The organism is Pseudomonas sp. HY7a-MNA-CIBAN-0227, assembly GCF_040310325.1.
In the GTDB taxonomy this organism is placed as follows: Bacteria; Pseudomonadota; Gammaproteobacteria; order Pseudomonadales; family Pseudomonadaceae; genus Aquipseudomonas.
In genome coordinates, this window is record NZ_JBEOPT010000030.1 from 1 (window position 1) to 20,183 (window position 20,183).

19 protein-coding genes are annotated in these 20,183 nt (G+C 58.8%); 16 read left to right on the plus strand and 3 right to left on the minus strand.

All coding sequences use genetic code 11. The features are described from left to right. Window positions 1–167: 167 nt before the first annotated feature. Window positions 168–1,388, minus strand: coding sequence for a CaiB/BaiF CoA transferase family protein (locus AAEZ06_RS26580; protein WP_350617050.1), 1,221 nt, complete (start codon window positions 1,386–1,388; stop codon window positions 168–170). Between the two features lie 13 nt (window positions 1,389–1,401). Beyond that, window positions 1,402–2,583 (minus strand): acyl-CoA dehydrogenase, encoded by a 1,182-nt coding sequence (locus AAEZ06_RS26585; protein ID WP_149412723.1) that lies wholly within the window; start codon window positions 2,581–2,583, stop codon window positions 1,402–1,404. A gap of 157 nt (window positions 2,584–2,740) precedes the next feature. On the opposite strand from AAEZ06_RS26585, the gene AAEZ06_RS26590 reads away from it, so the two are divergent. The 11 genes from AAEZ06_RS26590 (at window position 2,741) to AAEZ06_RS26640 (ending at window position 12,882) form a co-directional block, all read left to right on the plus strand. Continuing rightward, window positions 2,741–3,640, plus strand: coding sequence for a LysR family transcriptional regulator (locus AAEZ06_RS26590; RefSeq protein WP_178114476.1), 900 nt, complete (start codon window positions 2,741–2,743; stop codon window positions 3,638–3,640). Between the two features lie 452 nt (window positions 3,641–4,092). After that, window positions 4,093–5,214, plus strand: a complete 1,122-nt coding sequence (locus tag AAEZ06_RS26595) for a Re/Si-specific NAD(P)(+) transhydrogenase subunit alpha (RefSeq protein WP_350617053.1) — start codon at window positions 4,093–4,095, stop codon at window positions 5,212–5,214. 15 nt (window positions 5,215–5,229) lie between these two features. After that, window positions 5,230–5,553, plus strand: a complete 324-nt coding sequence (locus tag AAEZ06_RS26600) for an NAD(P) transhydrogenase subunit alpha part 2 (protein WP_003187010.1) — start codon at window positions 5,230–5,232, stop codon at window positions 5,551–5,553. Next, window positions 5,553–6,989, plus strand: a complete 1,437-nt coding sequence (locus AAEZ06_RS26605) for an NAD(P)(+) transhydrogenase (Re/Si-specific) subunit beta (protein ID WP_149412726.1) — start codon at window positions 5,553–5,555, stop codon at window positions 6,987–6,989. Before AAEZ06_RS26600 ends, AAEZ06_RS26605 begins: the two co-directional genes overlap by 1 nt. A gap of 180 nt (window positions 6,990–7,169) precedes the next feature. After that, entirely contained in the window at window positions 7,170–8,663 is a 1,494-nt protein-coding gene (gene scpC, locus AAEZ06_RS26610) for a succinyl-CoA:acetate CoA-transferase ScpC (protein ID WP_350617057.1), read from the plus strand. 318 nt (window positions 8,664–8,981) lie between these two features. Beyond that, window positions 8,982–9,197: a DUF1127 domain-containing protein gene (locus tag AAEZ06_RS26615; protein WP_007911656.1), complete on the plus strand. Its 216-nt coding sequence runs from the start codon at window positions 8,982–8,984 to the stop codon at window positions 9,195–9,197. 262 nt (window positions 9,198–9,459) lie between these two features. Then, the gene (locus AAEZ06_RS26620; RefSeq protein ID WP_149412728.1) at window positions 9,460–9,672 is read left to right on the plus strand and encodes a DUF1127 domain-containing protein; all 213 of its coding nucleotides are present in this window, start codon (window positions 9,460–9,462) and stop codon (window positions 9,670–9,672) included. Window positions 9,673–9,840: 168 nt separating this feature from the next. Beyond that, window positions 9,841–10,161, plus strand: coding sequence for a DUF2388 domain-containing protein (locus tag AAEZ06_RS26625; RefSeq protein ID WP_149412729.1), 321 nt, complete (start codon window positions 9,841–9,843; stop codon window positions 10,159–10,161). 107 nt (window positions 10,162–10,268) lie between these two features. Then, complete coding sequence (locus tag AAEZ06_RS26630; RefSeq protein WP_149412730.1) at window positions 10,269–10,577, plus strand: DUF2388 domain-containing protein; 309 nt, start codon at window positions 10,269–10,271, stop codon at window positions 10,575–10,577. 26 nt (window positions 10,578–10,603) lie between these two features. Then, the gene (locus AAEZ06_RS26635) at window positions 10,604–10,924 is read left to right on the plus strand and encodes a DUF2388 domain-containing protein (RefSeq protein WP_149412731.1); all 321 of its coding nucleotides are present in this window, start codon (window positions 10,604–10,606) and stop codon (window positions 10,922–10,924) included. Next, window positions 10,921–12,882, plus strand: coding sequence for a DUF7844 domain-containing protein (locus AAEZ06_RS26640; RefSeq protein WP_350617061.1), 1,962 nt, complete (start codon window positions 10,921–10,923; stop codon window positions 12,880–12,882). Before AAEZ06_RS26635 ends, AAEZ06_RS26640 begins: the two co-directional genes overlap by 4 nt. On the opposite strand, the gene AAEZ06_RS26645 is transcribed toward AAEZ06_RS26640, so the two are convergent. Further along, window positions 12,879–13,280 (minus strand): GFA family protein, encoded by a 402-nt coding sequence (locus AAEZ06_RS26645; protein ID WP_149412733.1) that lies wholly within the window; start codon window positions 13,278–13,280, stop codon window positions 12,879–12,881. The genes AAEZ06_RS26640 and AAEZ06_RS26645 overlap by 4 nt on opposite strands. 298 nt (window positions 13,281–13,578) lie before the next feature. Between AAEZ06_RS26645 and AAEZ06_RS26650 the strand changes: the two genes are divergently transcribed. The 5 genes from AAEZ06_RS26650 to AAEZ06_RS26670 all read left to right on the plus strand — a co-directional run bounded on the left by AAEZ06_RS26650 (window position 13,579) and on the right by AAEZ06_RS26670 (window position 20,172). Further along, window positions 13,579–14,886 (plus strand): CitMHS family transporter, encoded by a 1,308-nt coding sequence (locus tag AAEZ06_RS26650; protein WP_149412734.1) that lies wholly within the window; start codon window positions 13,579–13,581, stop codon window positions 14,884–14,886. 69 nt (window positions 14,887–14,955) lie between these two features. Next, complete coding sequence (locus tag AAEZ06_RS26655; RefSeq protein WP_350617064.1) at window positions 14,956–15,723, plus strand: TerC family protein; 768 nt, start codon at window positions 14,956–14,958, stop codon at window positions 15,721–15,723. Between the two features lie 234 nt (window positions 15,724–15,957). After that, window positions 15,958–17,616, plus strand: a complete 1,659-nt coding sequence (locus AAEZ06_RS26660) for a Na/Pi cotransporter family protein (protein WP_149412736.1) — start codon at window positions 15,958–15,960, stop codon at window positions 17,614–17,616. Window positions 17,617–17,673: 57 nt separating this feature from the next. Then, a complete protein-coding gene (locus AAEZ06_RS26665) occupies window positions 17,674–19,059 on the plus strand; it encodes a M16 family metallopeptidase (RefSeq protein ID WP_350617067.1) in 1,386 nt (461 codons plus the stop codon). Between the two features lie 69 nt (window positions 19,060–19,128). Beyond that, a complete protein-coding gene (locus AAEZ06_RS26670) occupies window positions 19,129–20,172 on the plus strand; it encodes a DUF5924 family protein (protein ID WP_149412738.1) in 1,044 nt (347 codons plus the stop codon). The last annotated feature ends 11 nt before the right edge of the window (window positions 20,173–20,183 follow it).

Sequence of the window (20,183 nt, forward strand, 5' to 3'; positions counted from 1 at the left end):
AAGGAGTTTTCCGTTTCGACTGCGCCGGAAGTGGGCGAATTATAGACTTCCAGGATCTGCCGTCAACCCTTAATTTCGGCTTTCTATCAATAAGGTCGACTTGGCTAAAAATCGATCGCCGCTTCTTCTATATAGAAGGGCTCTCGCACTCATATAGAAGAAGGCGCTCAGATAACGCCTGACTCCTTCAACGCTGCAACACTTGACGAAGACAACCCCAGCACCTGCTGCAGCACCTGAAAGGTATGCTCGCCCAACAGGGGAGGCGCACTGCGGTATTCAACAGGCGTCTTGGAAAGGCGAATAGGACTGGCAACCTGTGGAACCATTCCAGCCAACGCGTGAGGCAGTTCGATAGCCAATCCCCGCGCTTGAACCTGAGGATCAGCAAACACCTGCGCCAAATCATTGATCGGCCCACAAGGCACGCCAACCTTCTCAAGCTGTGCCACCCACTCGGCCGTGGTCTTGAAGACAGTCGCCTGACGAATCAAAGGAATCAGCGCCGCCCTATTGGCCACCCGCAGCTTGTTGGTGGTAAACCGAGGATCATCTGCCCACTGAGACTGCCCAGCGACCTGAGCAAACTTGCGAAACTGCCCGTCATTACCCACGGTCAGAATGAAATCCCCGTCGGACGTGGGAAAGTCCTGATACGGCACGATATTAGGGTGCGCATTGCCTAGCCGCTTGGGCGACACACCCGTAGTCAGGTAATTCATCGCCTGATTGGCCAGACAAGCCACCTGGACATCCAGCAAGGCCATATCGATATGCTGCCCACCACCATCATGATCGCGGTGTGCCATGGCCGCCAGAATCGCAACGGTGGAGTAAAGCCCCGTCAGGATATCGGTCAAGGCAACACCTACCTTGACCGGCCCTTCGCCCTCATCGCCCTCAGGTCGACCGGTCAGGCTCATAAGCCCGCCCAACCCCTGAATCATGAAGTCATATCCAGCCCGCTTAGCATAAGGACCTGTCTGGCCAAAGCCAGTGATCGAGCAATAGATCAGCTCCGGATTGATTTCCTTGAGCGACTCATAGTCCAAGCCATAAGCCGCCAGGCCACCGACCTTGAAGTTCTCGATCAGAATGTCCGACTTCGCCGCTAGATCGCGAACCAGCTTCTGCCCCTCCGGCCGCGTGAAGTCGATGGTTACCGACTCTTTATTACGATTGGCCGATAAATAGTACGAGGCCTCACTGGTGTTCTCGCCATAACCGTCCTTAAGGAAGGGCGGGCCCCAGGCGCGGGTATCATCGCCATTGCCAGGCCTTTCGACCTTGATCACCTCAGCCCCGAGGTCCGCTAGAATCTGCCCGGCCCAAGGGCCCGCCAGCACTCGCGACAAATCCAGTACCCGCAGATGCGATAGCGCGCCCATGGTCGTCCTCCTATTAATAGAACGCCTGAATACCAGTTTGGGCGCGCCCCAGAATCAACGCATGCACATCGTGAGTACCCTCATAAGTGTTCACCACTTCCAGGTTGACCAGATGACGGGCGATTCCGAACTCGTCGGAGATACCGTTCCCACCGAGCATGTCGCGAGCCATACGGGCAATATCCAACGATTTACCGCACGAGTTGCGCTTCATGATCGAGGTGATCTCGACCGCAGCCGTACCCTCATCCTTCATGCGCCCCAAACGCAGGCAGCCTTGCAGGGCCAAGGTAATTTCGGTCTGCATGTCCGCCAGCTTCTTCTGGATCAGCTGGGTAGCGGCCAACGGACGACCGAACTGCTGGCGATCAAGGGTGTATTGGCGAGCCGTGTGCCAGCAGAACTCCGCAGCACCCAACGCCCCCCAGGAAATGCCATAACGCGCCGAGTTGAGGCAAGTGAACGGCCCCTTCAAACCACGGACATCCGGGAAGATGTTTTCTTCCGGCACAAACACGTTGTCCATAACGATCTCACCCGTGATCGAGGCGCGCAGACCGACCTTGCCGTGAATCGCCGGGGCACTCAGGCCTTTCCAGCCTTTTTCCAGAACAAAACCGCGGATGTCGCCCGCATCGTCCTTGCCCCAAACCACAAACACATCAGCAATCGGGCTGTTGGTGATCCACATTTTGCTGCCGGTAAGGCTGTAGCCGCCATCCACCTTGCGCGCACGAGTAATCATCGCACCCGGGTCGGAACCATGGTCAGGCTCGGTCAGACCGAAACAACCAATCCACTCGCCGGACGCCAGCTTGGGCAGGTACTTTTGCTTTTGTGCTTCAGTGCCGAATTCATTGATAGGCACCATGACCAAAGACGACTGCACACTCATCATCGAACGGTACCCGGAGTCGACACGCTCGACCTCACGAGCGATCAAGCCATAGCTGACGTAGTTCAAACCGCTGCCGCCGTACTGCTCGGGAATCATTGCTCCCAACAAACCTGTTTCACCCATTTCACGGAAGATCGCAGGGTCAGTCTTTTCATGGCGGAAGGCTTCAAGAACGCGCGGCGCCAGCTTGTTCCGGGCGAACTGCTCGGCACTGTCGCGCACCATGCGCTCTTCTTCGGTGAGCTGCTGATCCAGCAACAGTGGATCGATCCAGTTGAAGCTTGCCTTACCGCCCATGAGTGAGTCCTCGCGAAGTAGATCAAAAGTCGTGCATGGAGCCTAGGCCGGGCAGGCGAGGAGAGCAAACGAGGTTTTTGCATGGCCTTGTGCTAATTTATCACTCCGTAACGATTTAGAAGGGCATATATGCATTTTATTAGTGAGGGTACGGTACATGCGCAGGAAGATACCCAGCACCACAGCGCTGGTCAGTTTTGAGGCCGCAGCCCGCCACGAGAGCTTTACCAAGGCGGCGCAGGAGCTTTCCATCACTCAAGGCGCCATCTGTCGACAGATCGCCGGCCTTGAGGATTTTTTGAGTGTCGAGCTATTTCGGCGGTCGCGCCGCGGGGTGAAGCTGACCGAAGCCGGCCTGTCCTACAGCCGCAGAGTGGCGACTCAATTGGATGCAGTGGAGCGCGATACGCTGTCAGTGATGGGCCAGCAAGGTACCAATGTCATCGAACTGGCGGTGGTCCCGACCTTTGGCACCCAATGGCTGATTCCACGTCTCAAGGACTTCCAGCAGCAGCACCCGGAAGTCACCGTAAACCTCACCAACCGCACACGGCCCTTTCTGTTTGCCGATACCGAATTCGACGCGGCGATCTACTTTGGAGACGCCGACTGGTCAGGTACTGAATCTCACAGATTGATGGGAGAAAACCCACTCCCAGTATGCAGCCCAAAATTGCTGGGTGACCGCACACACTTCAGTGCACAAGAGATCGCCGAAATGCCCCTTCTGCAGCAAACCACCCGGCCTTACGCTTGGCGCCAGTGGTTCAACGCGCAGCAACTGAACGTCCCCCGCGACATGACAGGGCCCCGTTACGAGCTATTCTCCATGTTGTCCCAGGCAGCCATGCATGACATGGGTGTCGCGCTGATCCCGCCGTTCCTCATTCAACGGGAATTGAGCGAGCACCAGTTGGTGGTTGCCAGCCCTCAGGTCCTCGCAAGCTCAAAGGCCTATTACCTGATGATTCCCGAAAGGAAAGTCGAATCAGCCTCCCTGCATGCGTTCAGAGACTGGCTGATCGACCAGTCACAGCGCTACAACCCTAATGTTTAAGCAGGCGCTGCACCTTGTTGACCTTGTAGTCAATTAATATTGAATCCTACAGATATACATATATGTCGCAATTCGACAGACTGTACCTATCAGTCTTAAATTTGACTTTAAGCCATGACTTACGTGGCCTACAGCTCCTTATCAAGCCCGATACTCCCTTATTCACATCAACGATGGCGAAACCCCTTATTTTCGCCTTTATGCCTTTAGAAGCCTGCATTTGGCGTAGTTATTTACGGATATTGCGACAATCAGTCACAGGGTGACTTGTAGTTAATTTTTCGTCACCCGTCATAATCCCTTGATGCTCGTAAAGTTCGCCTGCAAAATGCCGCGCCCCGCTGTCATTTCGGCGGGATCGTGCTGATCGGCCGCCCCAGTCACGCCCTCCATGGCGCGCTGGCCTTTTTACAAAAAGATCAAAAGCAAAAAGATCACGCAGGAGATTTGACGTGCACATTGGTGTTCCTCTCGAAACCCAGACCGGTGAAACGCGGGTTGCTGCAACCCCGGAAACCATCAAGAAGCTGATCGGCCAGGGCCATAAGGTCACTGTACAGAGCGGGGCAGGCATTAACGCCAGCATCGTCGACAGTGCCTATGAAACGGCAGGCGCAACCATTGGCAGTGCCAGCGATGCATTTGGCGCAGAGCTTATCCTCAAGGTGGTCGCCCCCAGCGACAGCGAACTGACGCTGATCAAAAGCGGCACCGTATTGGTGGGGATGCTCAATCCGTTCAGCAACGAAATCATCACCAAACTCGCCGACTGCGGTATCACCGCCTTCGCCCTTGAGGCGGCACCGCGCACATCTCGCGCGCAAAGCCTGGACGTACTGTCCTCCCAGGCCAACATCGCCGGCTATAAGGCTGTATTGCTGGCCGCTCATCACTACCCACGCTTCATGCCGATGCTGATGACCGCCGCGGGAACAGTGAAAGCCGCCCGCGTGTTGATTCTCGGCGCTGGCGTTGCTGGCCTGCAGGCGATTGCCACAGCGAAACGGCTGGGTGCAGTGATCGAAGCATCCGACGTGCGCCCCGCGGTGAAAGAGCAAATCGAATCCCTCGGCGCCAAATTCGTCGATGTGCCGTATGAAACCGATGAAGAGCGCGAATGCGCCGTCGGCGTCGGTGGTTATGCTCGCCCCATGCCAACCAGCTGGATGCAGCGCCAGGCCCTCGCAGTGCATGAGCGCGCCAAGCAGGCCGATATCGTCATCACCACTGCACTGATCCCCGGTCGCAAGGCACCGACCCTACTGAGCGCCGAAACCGTCGCGCAGATGAAGCCAGGCTCAGTAGTCATCGACCTCGCCGCAGCCCAGGGCGGTAACTGCCCGTTGACCGTGGCCGATCAAGTGGTCGTGGAAAACGGCGTGACCATTTGCGGCCCGACCAACTTGGCTGGTGCCGTCGCCGCTGATGCCTCGGCCCTGTATGCACGCAACCTGCTGGACTTCCTGAAGCTGGTCTTCACCCAGGAAGGGCAGTTTGAAATCAACCTTGAAGACGACATCGTCGCCGCGTGCCTGATGTGCCGCGACGGCCAAGTCATCCGCAAAAACGCCTAAGCAGGGATTCAGACGATGGAAGAGCTTATCTCCCCCGGTATCTACAACCTGATCATCTTCGTGCTGGCGATTTATGTCGGTTATCACGTGGTCTGGAACGTCACTCCCGCACTGCATACCCCCCTGATGGCGGTGACCAACGCCATTTCGGCGATTGTGATCGTCGGCGCCATGCTCGCCGCAGCACTGACCGTCACTCCGCTGGGCAAGACCATGGGCACTCTTGCCGTGGCTCTGGCTGCGGTCAACGTGTTCGGCGGCTTCCTGGTCACCCGACGCATGCTTGAGATGTTCAAGAAAAAAGCCCCGAAAGCCGTAAAAGAAGAGGCGCCTAAGTAATGAGCATGAACCTTGTCACGACGCTCTACCTGATCGCGTCGATCTGCTTCATTCAGGCCCTCAAAGGTCTCTCGCACCCGACTACATCCCGGCGCGGCAACCTGTTCGGCATGCTCGGCATGGCGCTGGCAGTACTCACCACCGTGGGCCTCATCTATAAGTTGGGCGCTGAACTGGCCACCGCAGGTATCGGCTACGTGATTGTCGGCCTGCTGGTAGGCGGTACCGCTGGCTCAATCATGGCCAAGCGAGTGGAAATGACCAAGATGCCGGAGCTGGTAGCCTTCATGCACAGCATGATCGGCCTGGCTGCGGTGTTTATCGCCATTGCCGCTGTGGTTGAGCCGCAGTCCCTGGGTATCGTCAAACAGCTGGGAGATGCGATCCCTGCCGGCAACCGTCTGGAGCTATTCCTCGGTGCTGCCATCGGTGCCATCACCTTCTCCGGCTCGGTAATCGCCTTCGGCAAGTTGTCAGGCAAATACAAGTTCCGCCTGTTCCAGGGCGCATCAGTACAGTTCGCTGGCCAGCACAAGTTGAACCTGGTGCTGGGCCTGGCGACCCTGGGCCTTGGCCTGGCCTTCATGCTCACCGGCAACCTCAGCGCCTTTGCTCTGATGCTGGCCCTGGCGTTCGTGTTGGGCGTGCTGATCATCATCCCGATTGGCGGCGCCGACATGCCGGTGGTCGTATCGATGCTCAACAGCTATTCCGGCTGGGCAGCAGCGGGCATCGGCTTCTCGCTGAACAACTCGATGTTGATCATCGCCGGCTCGCTGGTAGGCTCCAGCGGCGCGATCCTCTCGTACATCATGTGCAAGGCGATGAACCGCTCCTTCTTTAATGTGCTGCTCGGGGGGTTCGGCACCACGAAAGAGGCCGCCGGCCCGGCAGGCTCGAAAGAGGCGCGCCCGGTGAAATCTGGCTCGGCCGATGACGCCACCTTCCTGCTGACCAACGCCGACACCGTGATCATCGTTCCCGGCTACGGCCTGGCGGTAGCACGAGCACAACATGCGCTCAAAGAGTTGACCGAGAAGCTGACCCAACGTGGCGTGACCGTGAAGTACGCGATCCACCCGGTCGCCGGTCGTATGCCTGGCCACATGAACGTGCTGCTGGCCGAGGCGGAAGTGCCTTACGACCAGGTGTTCGAGATGGAAGACATCAACTCCGAGTTCGGCCAGGCCGACGTGGTGCTGGTGCTTGGCGCCAACGATGTGGTCAACCCGGCCGCCAAGAACGATCCGAAATCGCCGATCGCCGGCATGCCGATTCTCGAAGCGTTCAAGGCCAAGACCATCATCGTCAACAAGCGCTCGATGGCCAGCGGCTATGCCGGCCTGGACAACGAACTCTTCTACCTGGACAAAACCATGATGGTCTTCGGCGACGCCAAGAAAGTCATCGAAGCCATGGTCAAGGCTGTCGAATAAACACTGCTCCAGCGCAATACCCTAAACCCCGGCCTTTAGTAGGCTGGGGTTTTTTATTGTCGGGAAAAACCCGACCAAAGGCTCTAAATCGCTGCCCTGCATTCGACCATGGTAGCGGGACGAAACTTTTTGAAATCACTAGACTGCCCACCTTGCCTCCGTTGCCCGAGATAACAATCCATGTACCGTGATCGTATCCGCTTGCCTTCGCTGTTGAACAAGGTCATGAGCGCTGCCGATGCCGCCGCCCTGATCCAGGACGGCATGACCGTCGGCATGAGTGGCTTCACCCGCGCCGGTGAAGCCAAGGCCGTGCCCCACGCCCTGGCCGAGCGCGCCAAGACCTCGCCGCTGAAAATCACCCTGATGACCGGCGCGAGCCTGGGCAACGACCTGGACAAACAGTTGACCGAAGCCGGCGTACTGTCGCGCCGCATGCCGTTCCAGGTCGACAGCACCCTGCGCAAGGCCATCAATGCCGGCGAAGTGATGTTCATCGACCAGCACCTGTCGGAAACCGTCGAGCTGCTGCGCAACAAGCAACTCAAGCTGCCGGACATTGCCATCATCGAAGCCGTCGCCATCACCGAGCAAGGGCACATCGTGCCGACAACCTCGGTCGGCAACTCGGCCAGTTTTGCGATTTTCGCCAAGCAAGTGATCATCGAGATCAACATGGCGCACAACCCAAACCTGGAAGGCCTGCACGACATCTACATACCGTCCTATCGCCCGACCCGCACACCGATCCCACTGGTGAAGGTAGACGACCGTATTGGCAGCACCGCAATCCCGATTCCGCCGGAAAAGATTGTCGCCATCGTCATCACCAACCAGGCAGACTCAGCGTCCACCGTGGCGGCGCCCGACAGCGATACTCAATCGATCGCCAATCACCTGATCCACTTCCTCAAAGAGGAAGTGGATGCCGGCCGTATGACCAACAAGCTCGGCCCGCTGCAAGCGGGTATCGGCAACATTGCCAACGCGGTGATGTGCGGCTTGATTGACTCTCCGTTTGAAGACCTGACCATGTATTCGGAAGTGCTTCAGGACTCGACCTTCGACCTGATCGACGCAGGCAAGCTGAGCTTTGCCTCAGGCAGCTCAATCACCTTGTCGGAACGTCGGAACGCTGATGTGTTCGGTAACCTGGAGCGCTACAAGGACAAACTGGTGCTGCGCCCACAGGAAATTTCCAACCACCCGGAAGTGGTGCGGCGCCTGGGCATCATCGGCATCAATACCGCGCTGGAGTTCGACATCTACGGCAACGTCAACTCCACCCATATCTGCGGCACGCGGATGATGAACGGCATTGGCGGCTCAGGCGATTTCGCCCGCAATGCGCACTTGGCGATCTTCGTCACCAAGTCGATTGCCAAAGGCGGGGCGATTTCCAGCGTGGTGCCCATGGTGAGCCACGTCGACCATACCGAACATGATGTCGACATCCTTGTGACCGAAGTGGGCCTGGCAGATCTGCGGGGCCTGGCTCCACGGGAACGGGCACGGGTAATCATCGATAACTGTGTACATCCAGCCTACCGCGACGCGCTGAACACCTACTTCACTACAGCCTGTACCCAGGGTGGGCATACCCCGCACATCCTGCGCGACGCACTGAGCTGGCACATCAACCTGGAAGAAACCGGGCATATGCTGAAAGCGTAATTGATACAGATCCGGGCTGATGCAAATACAGTTTCATCAGCCTTGGATTGCCAGCGCAGATTCCGCAAAAAACTGTACTGCTGTACCGGTCATTCCCTACCGAAAAATCCTACAATCACCCTCACAAACACCTATAACGCACCATTTAAGTGCCTACAGGTACAGTTTCCTCATTTCCGTACAGTACAGCCGCTATAAACAGTTAACTGGCCCCTCACAATACAGATGAACTGTATCTAGAGAGTCTTGTGCCGGAGGAGGATCATTGGCATCAGTTAAACCACTACCTAATCCCGCCACAAGCGGAAGGATGTCACCATGGAACGTACACTCAGTTCCGAACTGTTCTTCGAAGACAAAGCTGTAAACACCCAGGCTTCCCTGCCTTTACGCGTTATCGCCAACCTGATGTTGTGGCAGCGCCGCATCTCCAGCCGCCATCAATTGGCTCGCTTGGATTCGCGTCTGCTGGCTGATGCAGGGATCAGCGAAGCTCAACGCTACGAAGAGCTGAGCAAGCCGTTCTGGCGCTAATGTAGCGCCCGCTGGCCCGAACCCACGGGGTCCACCGCCAGCATCCCGAATTGTTATAGCAAGACCCGCCCCAGGTGACTGGAGGCGGGTTTTGTTGTTTTTGAGACCTCGATTTCAGACAGCACACAGAAGGCCTATCAAAAGATCAGTACAGTTAAAAAAACAAAACAATTAAACAGTACAATTTATTATTGGTGTATCTGTACCGGTAATAGCGACAAGCCCAACATGGTGCTCCAGAACACCAAGAAAGACGCTCGCCATGAACCCCTTGCCAAATACCCTCGCCACCTTTGCACGATGTAATCTTTTTAAACGCCTTCTGCGCCGCGCCGCCTACACATTAACCCAATGGGCACGGCGCGCCCGCACGCGGCGCCAGTTGGCCGAGCTCGACCCACGAGAATTGTCAGATGCAGGTATCAGCCATGGCAGCCGAATGGCCGAACTGTCCAAGCCCTTCTGGAGAGAGTAATCACGCCTACCGCCGGGACAGGCTATCCGAACAGATAAGTGGCAGCTAATATCCTGCTACCACGTGGCGAGCCCTATAGAACGCGCGTCTGATGCCCAACGGCAACAACGCCCAGCTTACAGCGGCGGCTCTGCGCCACCTTCTTAGTTCATTCACAGGAGTCACCCCATGTCCCGTCTTCGTCTGCTGAGCGCTGCAGCCCTGCTGGTCCTGGCCGCCAACGCAAGCGCTACCAGCCTGATCGTGACCACCGATTCGATCGTCGGCGCGCTAAAAGCTACTTCCGACGCCACCTCCGATGCCACGTCCTCACTGCGTGACAACAAGGTCGTACGCGCCGCCCGCGACGACGCGGCCAGCTTTGTTGCCAGCGAAGGCGCCATTCGTGGCGTGAAACTGGAAAGCGCCCTGGCACAGATCCGCCAGCAAGCGCCACAACTCAATACAACGACCGACGCGCAATTGGCCCAAGCCATCCTGGCGATCTGACCGCAAACCGGGACGAAGGGAGCGCCAGCCGTTCCCTGAGACCTCGGCGCTGGCTCTCGCCCGGGCATTGCGCTAGCCTTGACACTCGTTTTCAGTTGTCGAGTCCCATGGCTTTTTCATACCGCTTATTGATTGTCCCTGCATTGCTTGCTGGCTGTTGGTCCGGTTTGGCCCTGGCCTTTGACCTGTCCACCCAAAGCATCGTAGTCAGCGCTTATGCCACCAGCAAAGTGACCTCCGCCCCGTTCGACAATAAATTGATACTGGCCGCCCAGGATGACGCTGCTGCTTTCATTGCCACTGACGGCCAATGGCGGGGAGCCCAGCTGGAATCAGCGTTGGATTATCTACGTCGTACCCAGCCAAAACTTAAGTCCAGCGACCTTGAACTGGCTCAGGCAATTCTCGTCCAATAATCATCTTTGTCTTACGGAGTTATTCCATGCGTAGCCCGCTGATCGCCGCCGCCCTCGGTCTGCTGTTGTTGGTCGATGTTGCCCAGGCACAAACCCTGGTGGCCACCAGTAACATCATCGTCCGGGCCTCTGGCCGTACCATTGATTTCACCTCGGACACCACCACCTCAATCCGAGATTCAAAAATTGTGCGCGAAGCCCACGATGATGCCGCCAGTTTCGTCGCCAGCGATGGCAACATTCGCGGCGCCCAACTGGAAGCAGCCTTCAATACCCTGCGTACCCGCGTGCCAGAAGCCCGTGACGCTAGTGACCAGGTACTCGCCGAAGCCATCCTCGCACTGTGAGGCGCCTTGCCGCCTGGCTATTGGCCGCAACTGTACTGCTGTGTGGCAACACCGCCCAAGCTAGCCTGCAACTGCGGCTCAAGACCGACGGTTTGAGCCCGGCCGAACAGCAGGCTAGCCAGGTATTACTCGATGAAGCCATGCAGGCCTTGCCACCGCGCTTCATTGAGCAGCTGGACCGGCGCATAGACGTCGGCTGGACCAATGACATGCCCAGCAATGCCTACGGCCAGGCATCCCTGGTGTCCGAACTGGACCTCAATCGCAACCTGCTGGCCAGCCTCACCGACGGCACGGCTGCCACTAAAAAAACCAATCGCCCCCACGGCACCGTACGCCGGGAAATGCTCGCCACCGTGCTGCATGAACTGACCCACATCTACGACCGCGCCCGCCTGTGGCCCAACGCTGACCGCGCGCTGATCCAGCGCTGCAGCCGCCAAAACAGCATCACCGGCCTGATTGGCCTACCCGATCAATGCCGCGGGCAGAATGACCGCCGCTTCACCCTAAGCGACGACCCGCGCCTGCTGGACCTGGCTGGTTGGCCGCAATACGTCGGCCGGCGTGGCGAGCGCGAACAGCACAACCGGCAGATCGCCCGCAGCCCCGACATCTACGAAATCACCAATCCCAAGGAGTACGTCGCGGTCAACATGGAGTATTTCCTCCTCGACCCGAGCTACGCCTGCCGCCGTCCCTCGCTGTACCGCTATTACAAGGAGCACTTTGGCTGGGCGCCGCCAGTCAAGGACAACTGCGCCAAGACCTTCGCCTTCCTCAACGCCGGCAACGATTTCGCCAAGACCCCGTTGGGCCAGGTTGACCCAGAACGGGTCTACGCCATCGATTACCTGCTGGCCGAAGCCAACCAGAACCTGGTCAGCCGCTGGGGCCACAGCATGCTGCGCCTGGTGATCTGCGCACCGGGCCGGCCACGGGGTCCGGATTGCCGGCTGGATCTGGATCAGCACCTGGTGTTGTCCTACCGCGCCTTCGTTGGTGACGTACAGCTGTCGAGCTGGGATGGCCTGGTGGGCAAGTACCCGTCACGACTGTTCGTACTGCCATTGGCCCAGGTCATCGATGAGTACACCAAGACCGAGTTGCGCGGCCTGGCTTCTGTGCCGCTGATCCTGACGCGACAAGAGATCAACGACACCGTCGAGCATGCCGCCGAGATGCACTGGAGCTACGACGGCAATTACTACTTCATCTCCAACAACTGCGCGGTGGAAAGCCTGAAACTGTTACGCAGTGGCAGCGCCAACCCGCAATTGACCGGCCTGGACAACATCACCCCCAACGGCCTGCTGGAAGTGCTCAAGGGCCGGGGCTTGGCCGATACCAGCGTGCTGGACGACCCCAAAGAGGCCCTGCGCCTGGGCTATCACTTCGACTCTTTCCGCGAGCGCTACCAGGCGATGTTCGAGGTGCTGAAGAAGCACCTGCCGATCAAGCAAACCCAAGTCGAAGACTGGCTGGCACTGAGTGCCAAGGAACGCCGCCCATGGTTCGCCCAGGCCGACCTGCGTACCAGCGCCGCGTTGCTACTGTTGGAGCAGGCGAGCTTCCGGCGACAGCTGATGCTGGCTCAGGACGAAGTCAAACAACGCTACCTGGGCGCTCGCGAGCTGAAGAACGGCGGCATGGACAAGGCCAACGCCACCTTGCAGCAAATCCTCGCCAACAGCGGCTTTCTTAGTCGCCCGGCAGAGCTGCTGGGCAGTAGCGGCTATGGATTGCCGCAGCCAGTGGAGTCCAAGCGCCTGGAGTCTGAGAGCAGCCTGCGCCAGAAGCAGCTGCAATCGCTAACCGGCGAACTGGACAAGGAAGTGAGAGCGCTGCTGGAGCCTTCAAGGGCAGCAGAGATTGCCGAGTGCGAGGCCAATCTCAAGCAGGTTGGCGAACACCTGCGGGCCTTGCACAAGGCCGCCGGTGGATTGGAGTTGCCTTAGAGCTGCTCTTCATCCTCCTGCGGCAACTGCTCATCCAGATGCACCCACGGCAACCGGCTCGTCACCCAGATATGCCGATCCGCTGGTGCATCTTCCGGATGATCCAGGGTCGCGATGGTCACATCGATACTTTCCGGGCTCAGCCGCGTCACCAGCGCCAACTGCGCACCACAGTGAGAACAGAAATACCGCATACAACTCTCAGAAGAGTCGTACTGCGCAGGCAGCCCTGTCACCCAGGCAAACGCTGAACGGGGCAGGGTGATCCAGGTGGTCACCAACCCACCGCTGGCCCTGCGGCAAATCGAACAGTGGCAATGGGCGATATCCACCAGCGGCCCGCTGAACTGATAACGCACCCTGCCGCAATGGCAGCCGCCTGCATGCAAATCGCTCATATCCCAAGCCCCTGGATGCTCTATGCCAGCAGATTACTCCCCGTCGCCTGTTTCTTCAGCGAAAGCTGGCTGAAAGCTTGCGCGATTAGGATCGCCCCCACTTCCGGCAATAGACCGGCAGGCCTGCCTGAGCGTTCCGACGCCCAACGGCCCAATTAACAACAACAATGGTGATTCTGATGTCTGCTCGTACCCGCCTGCTTGTCCCGACTCCTCCCGTACGCCTCGTGCTTTTCGTTCTGCGCTGACCAACCCTCGGTTCGCCATTCCCTAGCCGCGCTACGCCTGGAGTATTCCTATGCTGACTTTCCTTGGCTTTGCCATGGTCATCACGTTCATGTTCCTGATCATGACCAAGCGCCTGTCCGCGCTGATCGCCCTAATCATCGTCCCCATCCTGTTCGCGCTGTTCGGCGGCTTTGCGCCGAAAATCGGCCCGATGATGCTCGAAGGCATCACCAAGCTGGCGCCAACCGGCGTGATGCTGATGTTCGCCATCCTCTATTTTGCCCTGATGATCGACTCTGGCCTGTTCGACCCGGCCGTGCGCAAGATCCTCAAGCTGGTCAAGGGCGACCCGCTGAAAGTCTCGGTCGGTACTGCGGTGCTGGCGCTGGTGGTGTCCCTGGACGGTGACGGTGCCACTACCTACATGATTTGCGTGGCCGCCATGCTGCCGCTGTACAAGCGCATCGGTATGAGCCCGCGGATCATGGCCGGCCTGATCATCCTCGCCGGCGGTGTGATGAATATGACGCCATGGGGCGGCCCGACCGCCCGTGCTGCCAGCGCACTGCATGTGGACCCATCGGACATTTTCGTACCCATGATTCCGGCGATGCTCGCAGGCGTGGTGGCTATCCTGGTGATTGCCTACATGTACGGTAAACGCGAACGTGCCCGTCTCGGCGAATTACACCTGCTAGGCGATGAAATCGACCACAGCGAAATCAGCGTCTCGCAATACCCGGACGCCCGCCGTCCGAAGCTGATCTGGTTCAACGGCGCCCTGACCCTGGTCCTGATGTGCACACTAATCGCAGGCCTGTTGCCGCTGCCCGTGCTGTTCATGGTGGCCTTCAGTATCGCGATGATCGTCAACTACCCGTGCCTGCAACAACAGAAAGACCGCGTCGCCGCCCACGCCGGTAGCGTCCTGGCGGTAGTCGGGTTGATCTTCGCCGCCGGTATCTTCACCGGCATCCTGTCGGGCACCGGCATGGTCGATGCCATGTCCAAGAGCCTGCTGGCGGTCATTCCCGATGCCCTGGGCCCTTACCTTGCCGTAATCACCGCACTGGTGAGCATGCCGTTCACTTTCTTCATGTCCAACGATGCGTTCTACTACGGCGTACTGCCGGTACTGGCCGAAGCCGCCAGCCACTACGGTATCACCGCCGTAGAAATGGCCCGCGCCTCGATCGTTGGCCAGCCGGTACACTTGCTCAGCCCGCTGGTGCCGTCGACTTACCTGCTGGTGGCCCTGGCCGGTATCGAATTTGGCGATCACCAGCGTTTCACCCTCAAGTGGGCAGTGCTGGTGTGCCTGTGCATAATGGTTGCCGCGTTGCTGATGGGGATTTTTCCGCTGTACAGCACTCTATAATCGTACAACTCACTGCGCCGACCTGACCTGAGGGTTGGCGTGGTCCAGCACTCGCTCAAAGGAATACACATGGAATGGCTGAGCAATCCGGAAATCTGGATTGCCTTCTTCACCCTGACGGCTCTTGAGATCGTCCTGGGCATCGATAACATCATCATGATTTCGATCCTGGTCAGCCGTATGCCCAAGCATATGCAGGCGCGCACCCGAATCTTCGGCCTGGCCCTGGCCATGATCACGCGCATCCTGTTGCTGCTGTCGATCACTTGGGTCATGCGCCTTACAGGTGACTTGTTCACGGTGGTCGGCCACAGCGTTTCCGGGCGCGACCTGATCCTGTTCTTCGGTGGCCTGTTCCTGCTGTGGAAAAGCTCCCAAGAGATGTATCACGCGCTGGAAGGTGAAGACGAAACCCACGACGAGCCAACAGGCAAGGGTGGCAAGTTCATCTACACCGTCATCCAGATTGCGATCATCGACATCGTCTTCTCGCTGGACTCGGTCATTACCGCCGTGGGCATGGTTTCCCATGTTCCAGTGATGGTGGCGGCGATCATCGTCGCCGCACTGGTGATGATGCTGGCCGTTGGCACCATCAGCGACTTCATCGACAAACACCCGTCGCTGAAGATGCTCGCGCTGTCCTTCCTGCTGGTAGTGGGTACCGTATTGATCGCCGAAGCCTTCGACGTTCACATGCCAAAAGGCTACGTCTACTTCGCCATGGCGTTCTCGCTGGCTGTGGAAGCGGTGAACATCAAGATGCGCACCGCCATCGCGAAAAAGAAAAAACAGCAAGGCCCTGTGAAACTACGCAAGGATATTCCGGGTCAATAAACTTGCGCAGATCAAAATGTAGGCGTCCCCGCTCCTACAGGAAAGAGGCTTTCGGGCCTCTTTTTTCATCTGCAAAAAGCTGATTTCATGACAGTTTTGTTTCAATCCCTTCTTTAGCTATGCGATGCTGGCGCGTAGCCCATTCGCCAACTACAGCTTAAGTACACAACGTAGAACAATACGCGGCACCAACCATTTGCTCCTTTGGAGCACGACCAACACAGGGGGCCGAGCATGCTGACCCTGCTCAATCTACTTTCCGCGGTGACCCTGCTGATCTGGGGCACGCACATCGTCCGTACCGGCATCCTGCGGGTCTACGGCTCCAACTTGCGCCAGGTGATCGGGCAGAACATGTCCAAGCGCTGGCTGGCATTCATCGCCGGGATACTGGTCACCGCCATGGTGCAAAGCAGCAACGCCACGGCGATGCTGGTGACCTCATTTGTCGGCCAGGGCCTGATGGGCCTGACGCCCGCCCTGGCGACCATGCTCGGCGCCGACGTTGGTACCGCGTTAATGGCCCGGGTGCTGACCCTCGACCTGTCCTGGCTGTCGCCGCTGCTGATTTTTCTTGGCGTGATTTTCTTCCTGTCCCGCAAACAAACGCGAATCGGACAAATGGGCCGCGTCGGCATCGGCCTGGGCCTGATCATCCTCGCGCTGCAATTGATCGTCGAAGCCGCAGGGCCCATTACCCATGCCCAGGGCGTCAAGGTGCTGTTCGCCTCGCTGACCGGCGACATTCTGCTCGATGCCCTGATAGGCGCATTGTTCGCGATGATTTCCTACTCCAGCCTGGCTGCCGTGCTGCTGACCGCCACACTGGCCGGCGCCGGCGTGATCGGCCTGCACGTGGCCATAGGCCTGGTAATCGGCGCCAACATCGGCTCCGGCGTGCTGGCCTTTCTCAGCACCAGCATGCAGAACGCCGCCGGGCGCCAGGTCGCGCTGGGCAGCCTGCTGTACAAGCTGATCGGCTTACTGCTGATTATTCCGGTCCTCGATCCGCTGGTGCAGTGGATGGACACCCTGGACTACAGCACCCAAGGCATGGTCATCACCTTTCACCTGCTCTACAACGTCACCCGTTGCCTGATCCTGTTGCCCACCATCGGCCCGATGGCGCGTTTGTGTGCCTGGCTGCTGCCGGAGCGGCCGGAGGTCAACGGCCTGGCCAAGCCCCGTCACCTCGACCTGACGGCACTGGCCACCCCAAGTCTGGCGCTGGCCAATGCCGCGCGGGAAACCCTGCGCCTGGGAGACTTGATCGACAATATGCTGACCTCAATGCTGGAAGTACTGCGGGGCAATCAAACCGCAATCACCCAGGAAATGCGCAGCCTCAGCGACGATGTCGAAGCCCTCTACAGCGCCATCAAGCTCTACCTGGCGCAGATGCCTCGCGAAGACCTCAGCGAACAGGACAGCCGCCGCTGGGCCGAGATCATTGAACTTGCGATCAACCTGAAACTGGCTGGCGACTTGATCGAGCGCATGCTGCGCAAGGTCCAGCAGCAAAAGACCTCCCAGCGCCGCTCGTTTTCCGAAGTTGGCCTGGAAGAGCTGGCCGGCCTGCACAGCCAACTAATCGCCAACCTGCGCCTGGGCCTTTCGGTGTTTCTCAGTGCCGACCCGGAAAGCGCCCGGCAATTACTGCGTGAAAAACGCCGCTTCCGCGCCCAGGAACGACGCCTGGCCCACGCCCACGTCAGCCGCCTGCAACGCAAGATCGTACAGAGCATCGAGACCAGCTCCCTGCATCTGGAGTTGATCGCCGACATGAAGCGCCTGAACTCGTTGTTCTGCAGCAGCGCCTATGTGGTTCTGGAAACCTGCGAAACCGGCGCACTGGCGGCGGATAATATTGCCGATATCACCCATTCGCCCTGAACGTACGGCGGTGCGTGAAGTCAGTTAAAACGGACCTCACTCGCCAGGAAGCTTGTTATGCGTCGCCTGTTATTCGCCTGCCTGCTCATGGGCTCGGCACATGCCTTTGCCTTTGATCGCTTGCAGGTAGAAGGCTATATGTTACCCAACGGCCTGCAATTACTGCTCAAGCCGGGCACTGAGCGCGGGCACGTGGCCATTCGTTTGGTGGTCGGCGTTGGTCTGGACGACTTCAGTTGCCAAGACAAGGAACTGCCGCACCTGCTGGAGCACCTGCTGTTCAGCGGTATCGACGGCGGCAGCGAAGGGGCTCTGGAAGAGCAGATGCAAGCCCTGGGCGGCGAATGGAACGCCTTCACCAGCAACGCCGACACCACCTTCGTCATCGAGGCACCGGCGCACAACCAGCGCAAGGTGCTGGACCTGTTGCTGGCGATCCTGACCCGAACCGAGCTGAACGACGCCGCCATCACTGCCGCCAAGCAAGTGGTCGAGCGCGAAGATGGCGGCCATTACTCCCACTTGCAACGCCTGCTGGATCGCCAGGACCTGGGCCACAGCGCCAGCAATCAACTGGCGGTAGAGTTAGGCATCAAGTGCGCCGAACGGGCAGAAGTCCACGACTTGACCCGCGACCAACTGGAAAAGGTACGAAAGGATTGGTACGCACCCAACAACATGACCCTGATCATCGTCGGCGACCTGGACAAGTTGCTGCCGGCCTACCTGGAACGCACCTACGGACAGCTCGACCCGGTAGACCCCAGCGAACATCGGTCCCTGCCGCAGATTCAGCACGCCGCAGCCACTCACCGGGATCTGATCCACGGCTGGGTCGGCGATGGCGCCAAGCTGCACTGGCTGTTTCCGGAACCGATGCTGGACGATCAACACGACGAAACCTACGACCTGCTCAAGGACTACATGGACTGGGCGCTGTATCGCCAACTGCGGCTCAAGCACGGTTTGTCCTACGGCCCGTGGAGCGAGCGAGAAGTGCTCGGCGGCGTTGGCTTCCTGAGCCTCAACGCCGACCTTGAACGCGACAACCTGCCCGAAGCCGAGCAGGTGCTGGAAACCCTCAAGACCACACTGCTCAAGGACGGCCTCGACCCGACTACCTTCGCTCGCCTGAAACAGGCTGCCATCGCCCGCCAGGCCTGGGCCGTGCAGGGCAACAGCGCGCTGGCCGATTATTACTGGAGCGCCTCGGGCGACTACACCGACGGGCGCTTCAGTGACCCGATCAAGCGCATCAAGGCGGTCAACCTGGAGCAGACCAACCAGGCCATGCGCCAGGTCCTTAACCAGACCGGCTACTGGCGCATCGAAAAACCGCTGCTTAGCTACGACGCCCTCAACTGGGTCGGCGCAGGCGTTCTGGGGCTGATCGCGATTGTGTTGCTGGGCCTGCGGCGTTATCGCAAAGCGATTGCGCAATGACACCCCAATGAAACGGCTAAGACGTTATTCTGTCTGGGATTTTTCCCTACAAAGACTGTGAACTGCCGAATGCCTAACCTGACCCATTACATACAGCGCGTCATCGAACTGATGAAGCGCTACCCAGGTGTGATTGCACTCGGCGGTTTTATCTCGGGTGTGAGCAGCTTCATCCTGGTGGATCGCCAGCAAGGTATGGCCAGCTGGATCGCCATCATCATGCTGGTGAGCTGGTTATGGCTGATGCTGGAAAACAGCTTCACCCAGTTATTCAGCAAAGTTTTCAAGCGGGAAATCCCCGAACCGCTGCTGCGCTACGCCACGCAGATGATCCATCAGGAAAGCCTGTTCTTCGTCCTGCCGTTCTTTTTTGTCACCACCACCTGGAACAGCGGCCAATCGGTCTTCACCGGCCTGCTGGGCGCGGCAGCGCTGGTCTCGATCACCGACCCGCTGTACTACAAGTGGCTGGCACCCAAGCGCTCGCTGTTCTTGGCGCTGCACACCCTAACTCTGTTCGCCGCCCTACTGACCGCGCTGCCGATCATCCTGCACCTGACCACCGCCGAGAGTTACAAGCTGGCACTCGGGGTGGCGATGGCTCTTTCGATCCCCAGCCTGGCGGTCAGCCTGCCGCTGCGCAGTGTGCGGGGCTGGGTCATGTTGCTGGGAGTAACCGCCGCCATTGGCGCCGCCGGCTGGTTCCTGCGCAGCTGGGTACCGCCGGCCACGTTGTGGATGAGCGAAGTCGCCATCAGCACCCAGTTGCAAGACCGCACTCCCGGCGATGACCTCAAGGAAGTCAGTTCCAGCCAACTGCGCAGCAGCGGGCTGTACGCCTATACCGCGATCAACGCGCCGCGCGGGCTGGATGAACGGATCTACCATGTCTGGAAATTCAACGGCAAAGAGGTCGACCGCATTGCCCTGGATATTCACGGCGGGCGCAAGGAAGGCTACCGGGCCTGGACCCACAAACAAAATTTCCCGCCGAACGCGGTGGGACACTGGCAGGTGCGGGTGCTGACCGAAGACGGGCAGGTGATCGGCGTGTTGCGCTTCACAGTAACTGACGCCAGTCAGGACCCCGCGACGGCGAACGCGCCAAAGTAGGCAGGATCGTG

What these genes read in the sequence shown, in the direction of transcription:
- AAEZ06_RS26660 (WP_149412736.1), top strand. Translation starts at nt 15,958, where the DNA reads ATGCTGACCCTGCTCAATCTACTTTCCGCGGTGACCCTGCTGATCTGG.
- AAEZ06_RS26650 (WP_149412734.1), top strand. Translation starts at nt 13,579, where the DNA reads ATGCTGACTTTCCTTGGCTTTGCCATGGTCATCACGTTCATGTTCCTG.
- scpC (WP_350617057.1), top strand. Translation starts at nt 7,170, where the DNA reads ATGTACCGTGATCGTATCCGCTTGCCTTCGCTGTTGAACAAGGTCATG.
- AAEZ06_RS26600 (WP_003187010.1), top strand. Translation starts at nt 5,230, where the DNA reads ATGGAAGAGCTTATCTCCCCCGGTATCTACAACCTGATCATCTTCGTG.
- AAEZ06_RS26590 (WP_178114476.1), top strand. Translation starts at nt 2,741, where the DNA reads ATGCGCAGGAAGATACCCAGCACCACAGCGCTGGTCAGTTTTGAGGCC.
- AAEZ06_RS26625 (WP_149412729.1), top strand. Translation starts at nt 9,841, where the DNA reads ATGTCCCGTCTTCGTCTGCTGAGCGCTGCAGCCCTGCTGGTCCTGGCC.
- AAEZ06_RS26635 (WP_149412731.1), top strand. Translation starts at nt 10,604, where the DNA reads ATGCGTAGCCCGCTGATCGCCGCCGCCCTCGGTCTGCTGTTGTTGGTC.
- AAEZ06_RS26585 (WP_149412723.1), bottom strand. Translation starts at nt 2,583, where the DNA reads ATGGGCGGTAAGGCAAGCTTCAACTGGATCGATCCACTGTTGCTGGAT.
- AAEZ06_RS26655 (WP_350617064.1), top strand. Translation starts at nt 14,956, where the DNA reads ATGGAATGGCTGAGCAATCCGGAAATCTGGATTGCCTTCTTCACCCTG.
- AAEZ06_RS26605 (WP_149412726.1), top strand. Translation starts at nt 5,553, where the DNA reads ATGAGCATGAACCTTGTCACGACGCTCTACCTGATCGCGTCGATCTGC.
- AAEZ06_RS26630 (WP_149412730.1), top strand. Translation starts at nt 10,269, where the DNA reads ATGGCTTTTTCATACCGCTTATTGATTGTCCCTGCATTGCTTGCTGGC.
- AAEZ06_RS26665 (WP_350617067.1), top strand. Translation starts at nt 17,674, where the DNA reads ATGCGTCGCCTGTTATTCGCCTGCCTGCTCATGGGCTCGGCACATGCC.
- AAEZ06_RS26615 (WP_007911656.1), top strand. Translation starts at nt 8,982, where the DNA reads ATGGAACGTACACTCAGTTCCGAACTGTTCTTCGAAGACAAAGCTGTA.
- AAEZ06_RS26670 (WP_149412738.1), top strand. Translation starts at nt 19,129, where the DNA reads ATGCCTAACCTGACCCATTACATACAGCGCGTCATCGAACTGATGAAG.
- AAEZ06_RS26645 (WP_149412733.1), bottom strand. Translation starts at nt 13,280, where the DNA reads ATGAGCGATTTGCATGCAGGCGGCTGCCATTGCGGCAGGGTGCGTTAT.
- AAEZ06_RS26620 (WP_149412728.1), top strand. Translation starts at nt 9,460, where the DNA reads ATGAACCCCTTGCCAAATACCCTCGCCACCTTTGCACGATGTAATCTT.
- AAEZ06_RS26580 (WP_350617050.1), bottom strand. Translation starts at nt 1,388, where the DNA reads ATGGGCGCGCTATCGCATCTGCGGGTACTGGATTTGTCGCGAGTGCTG.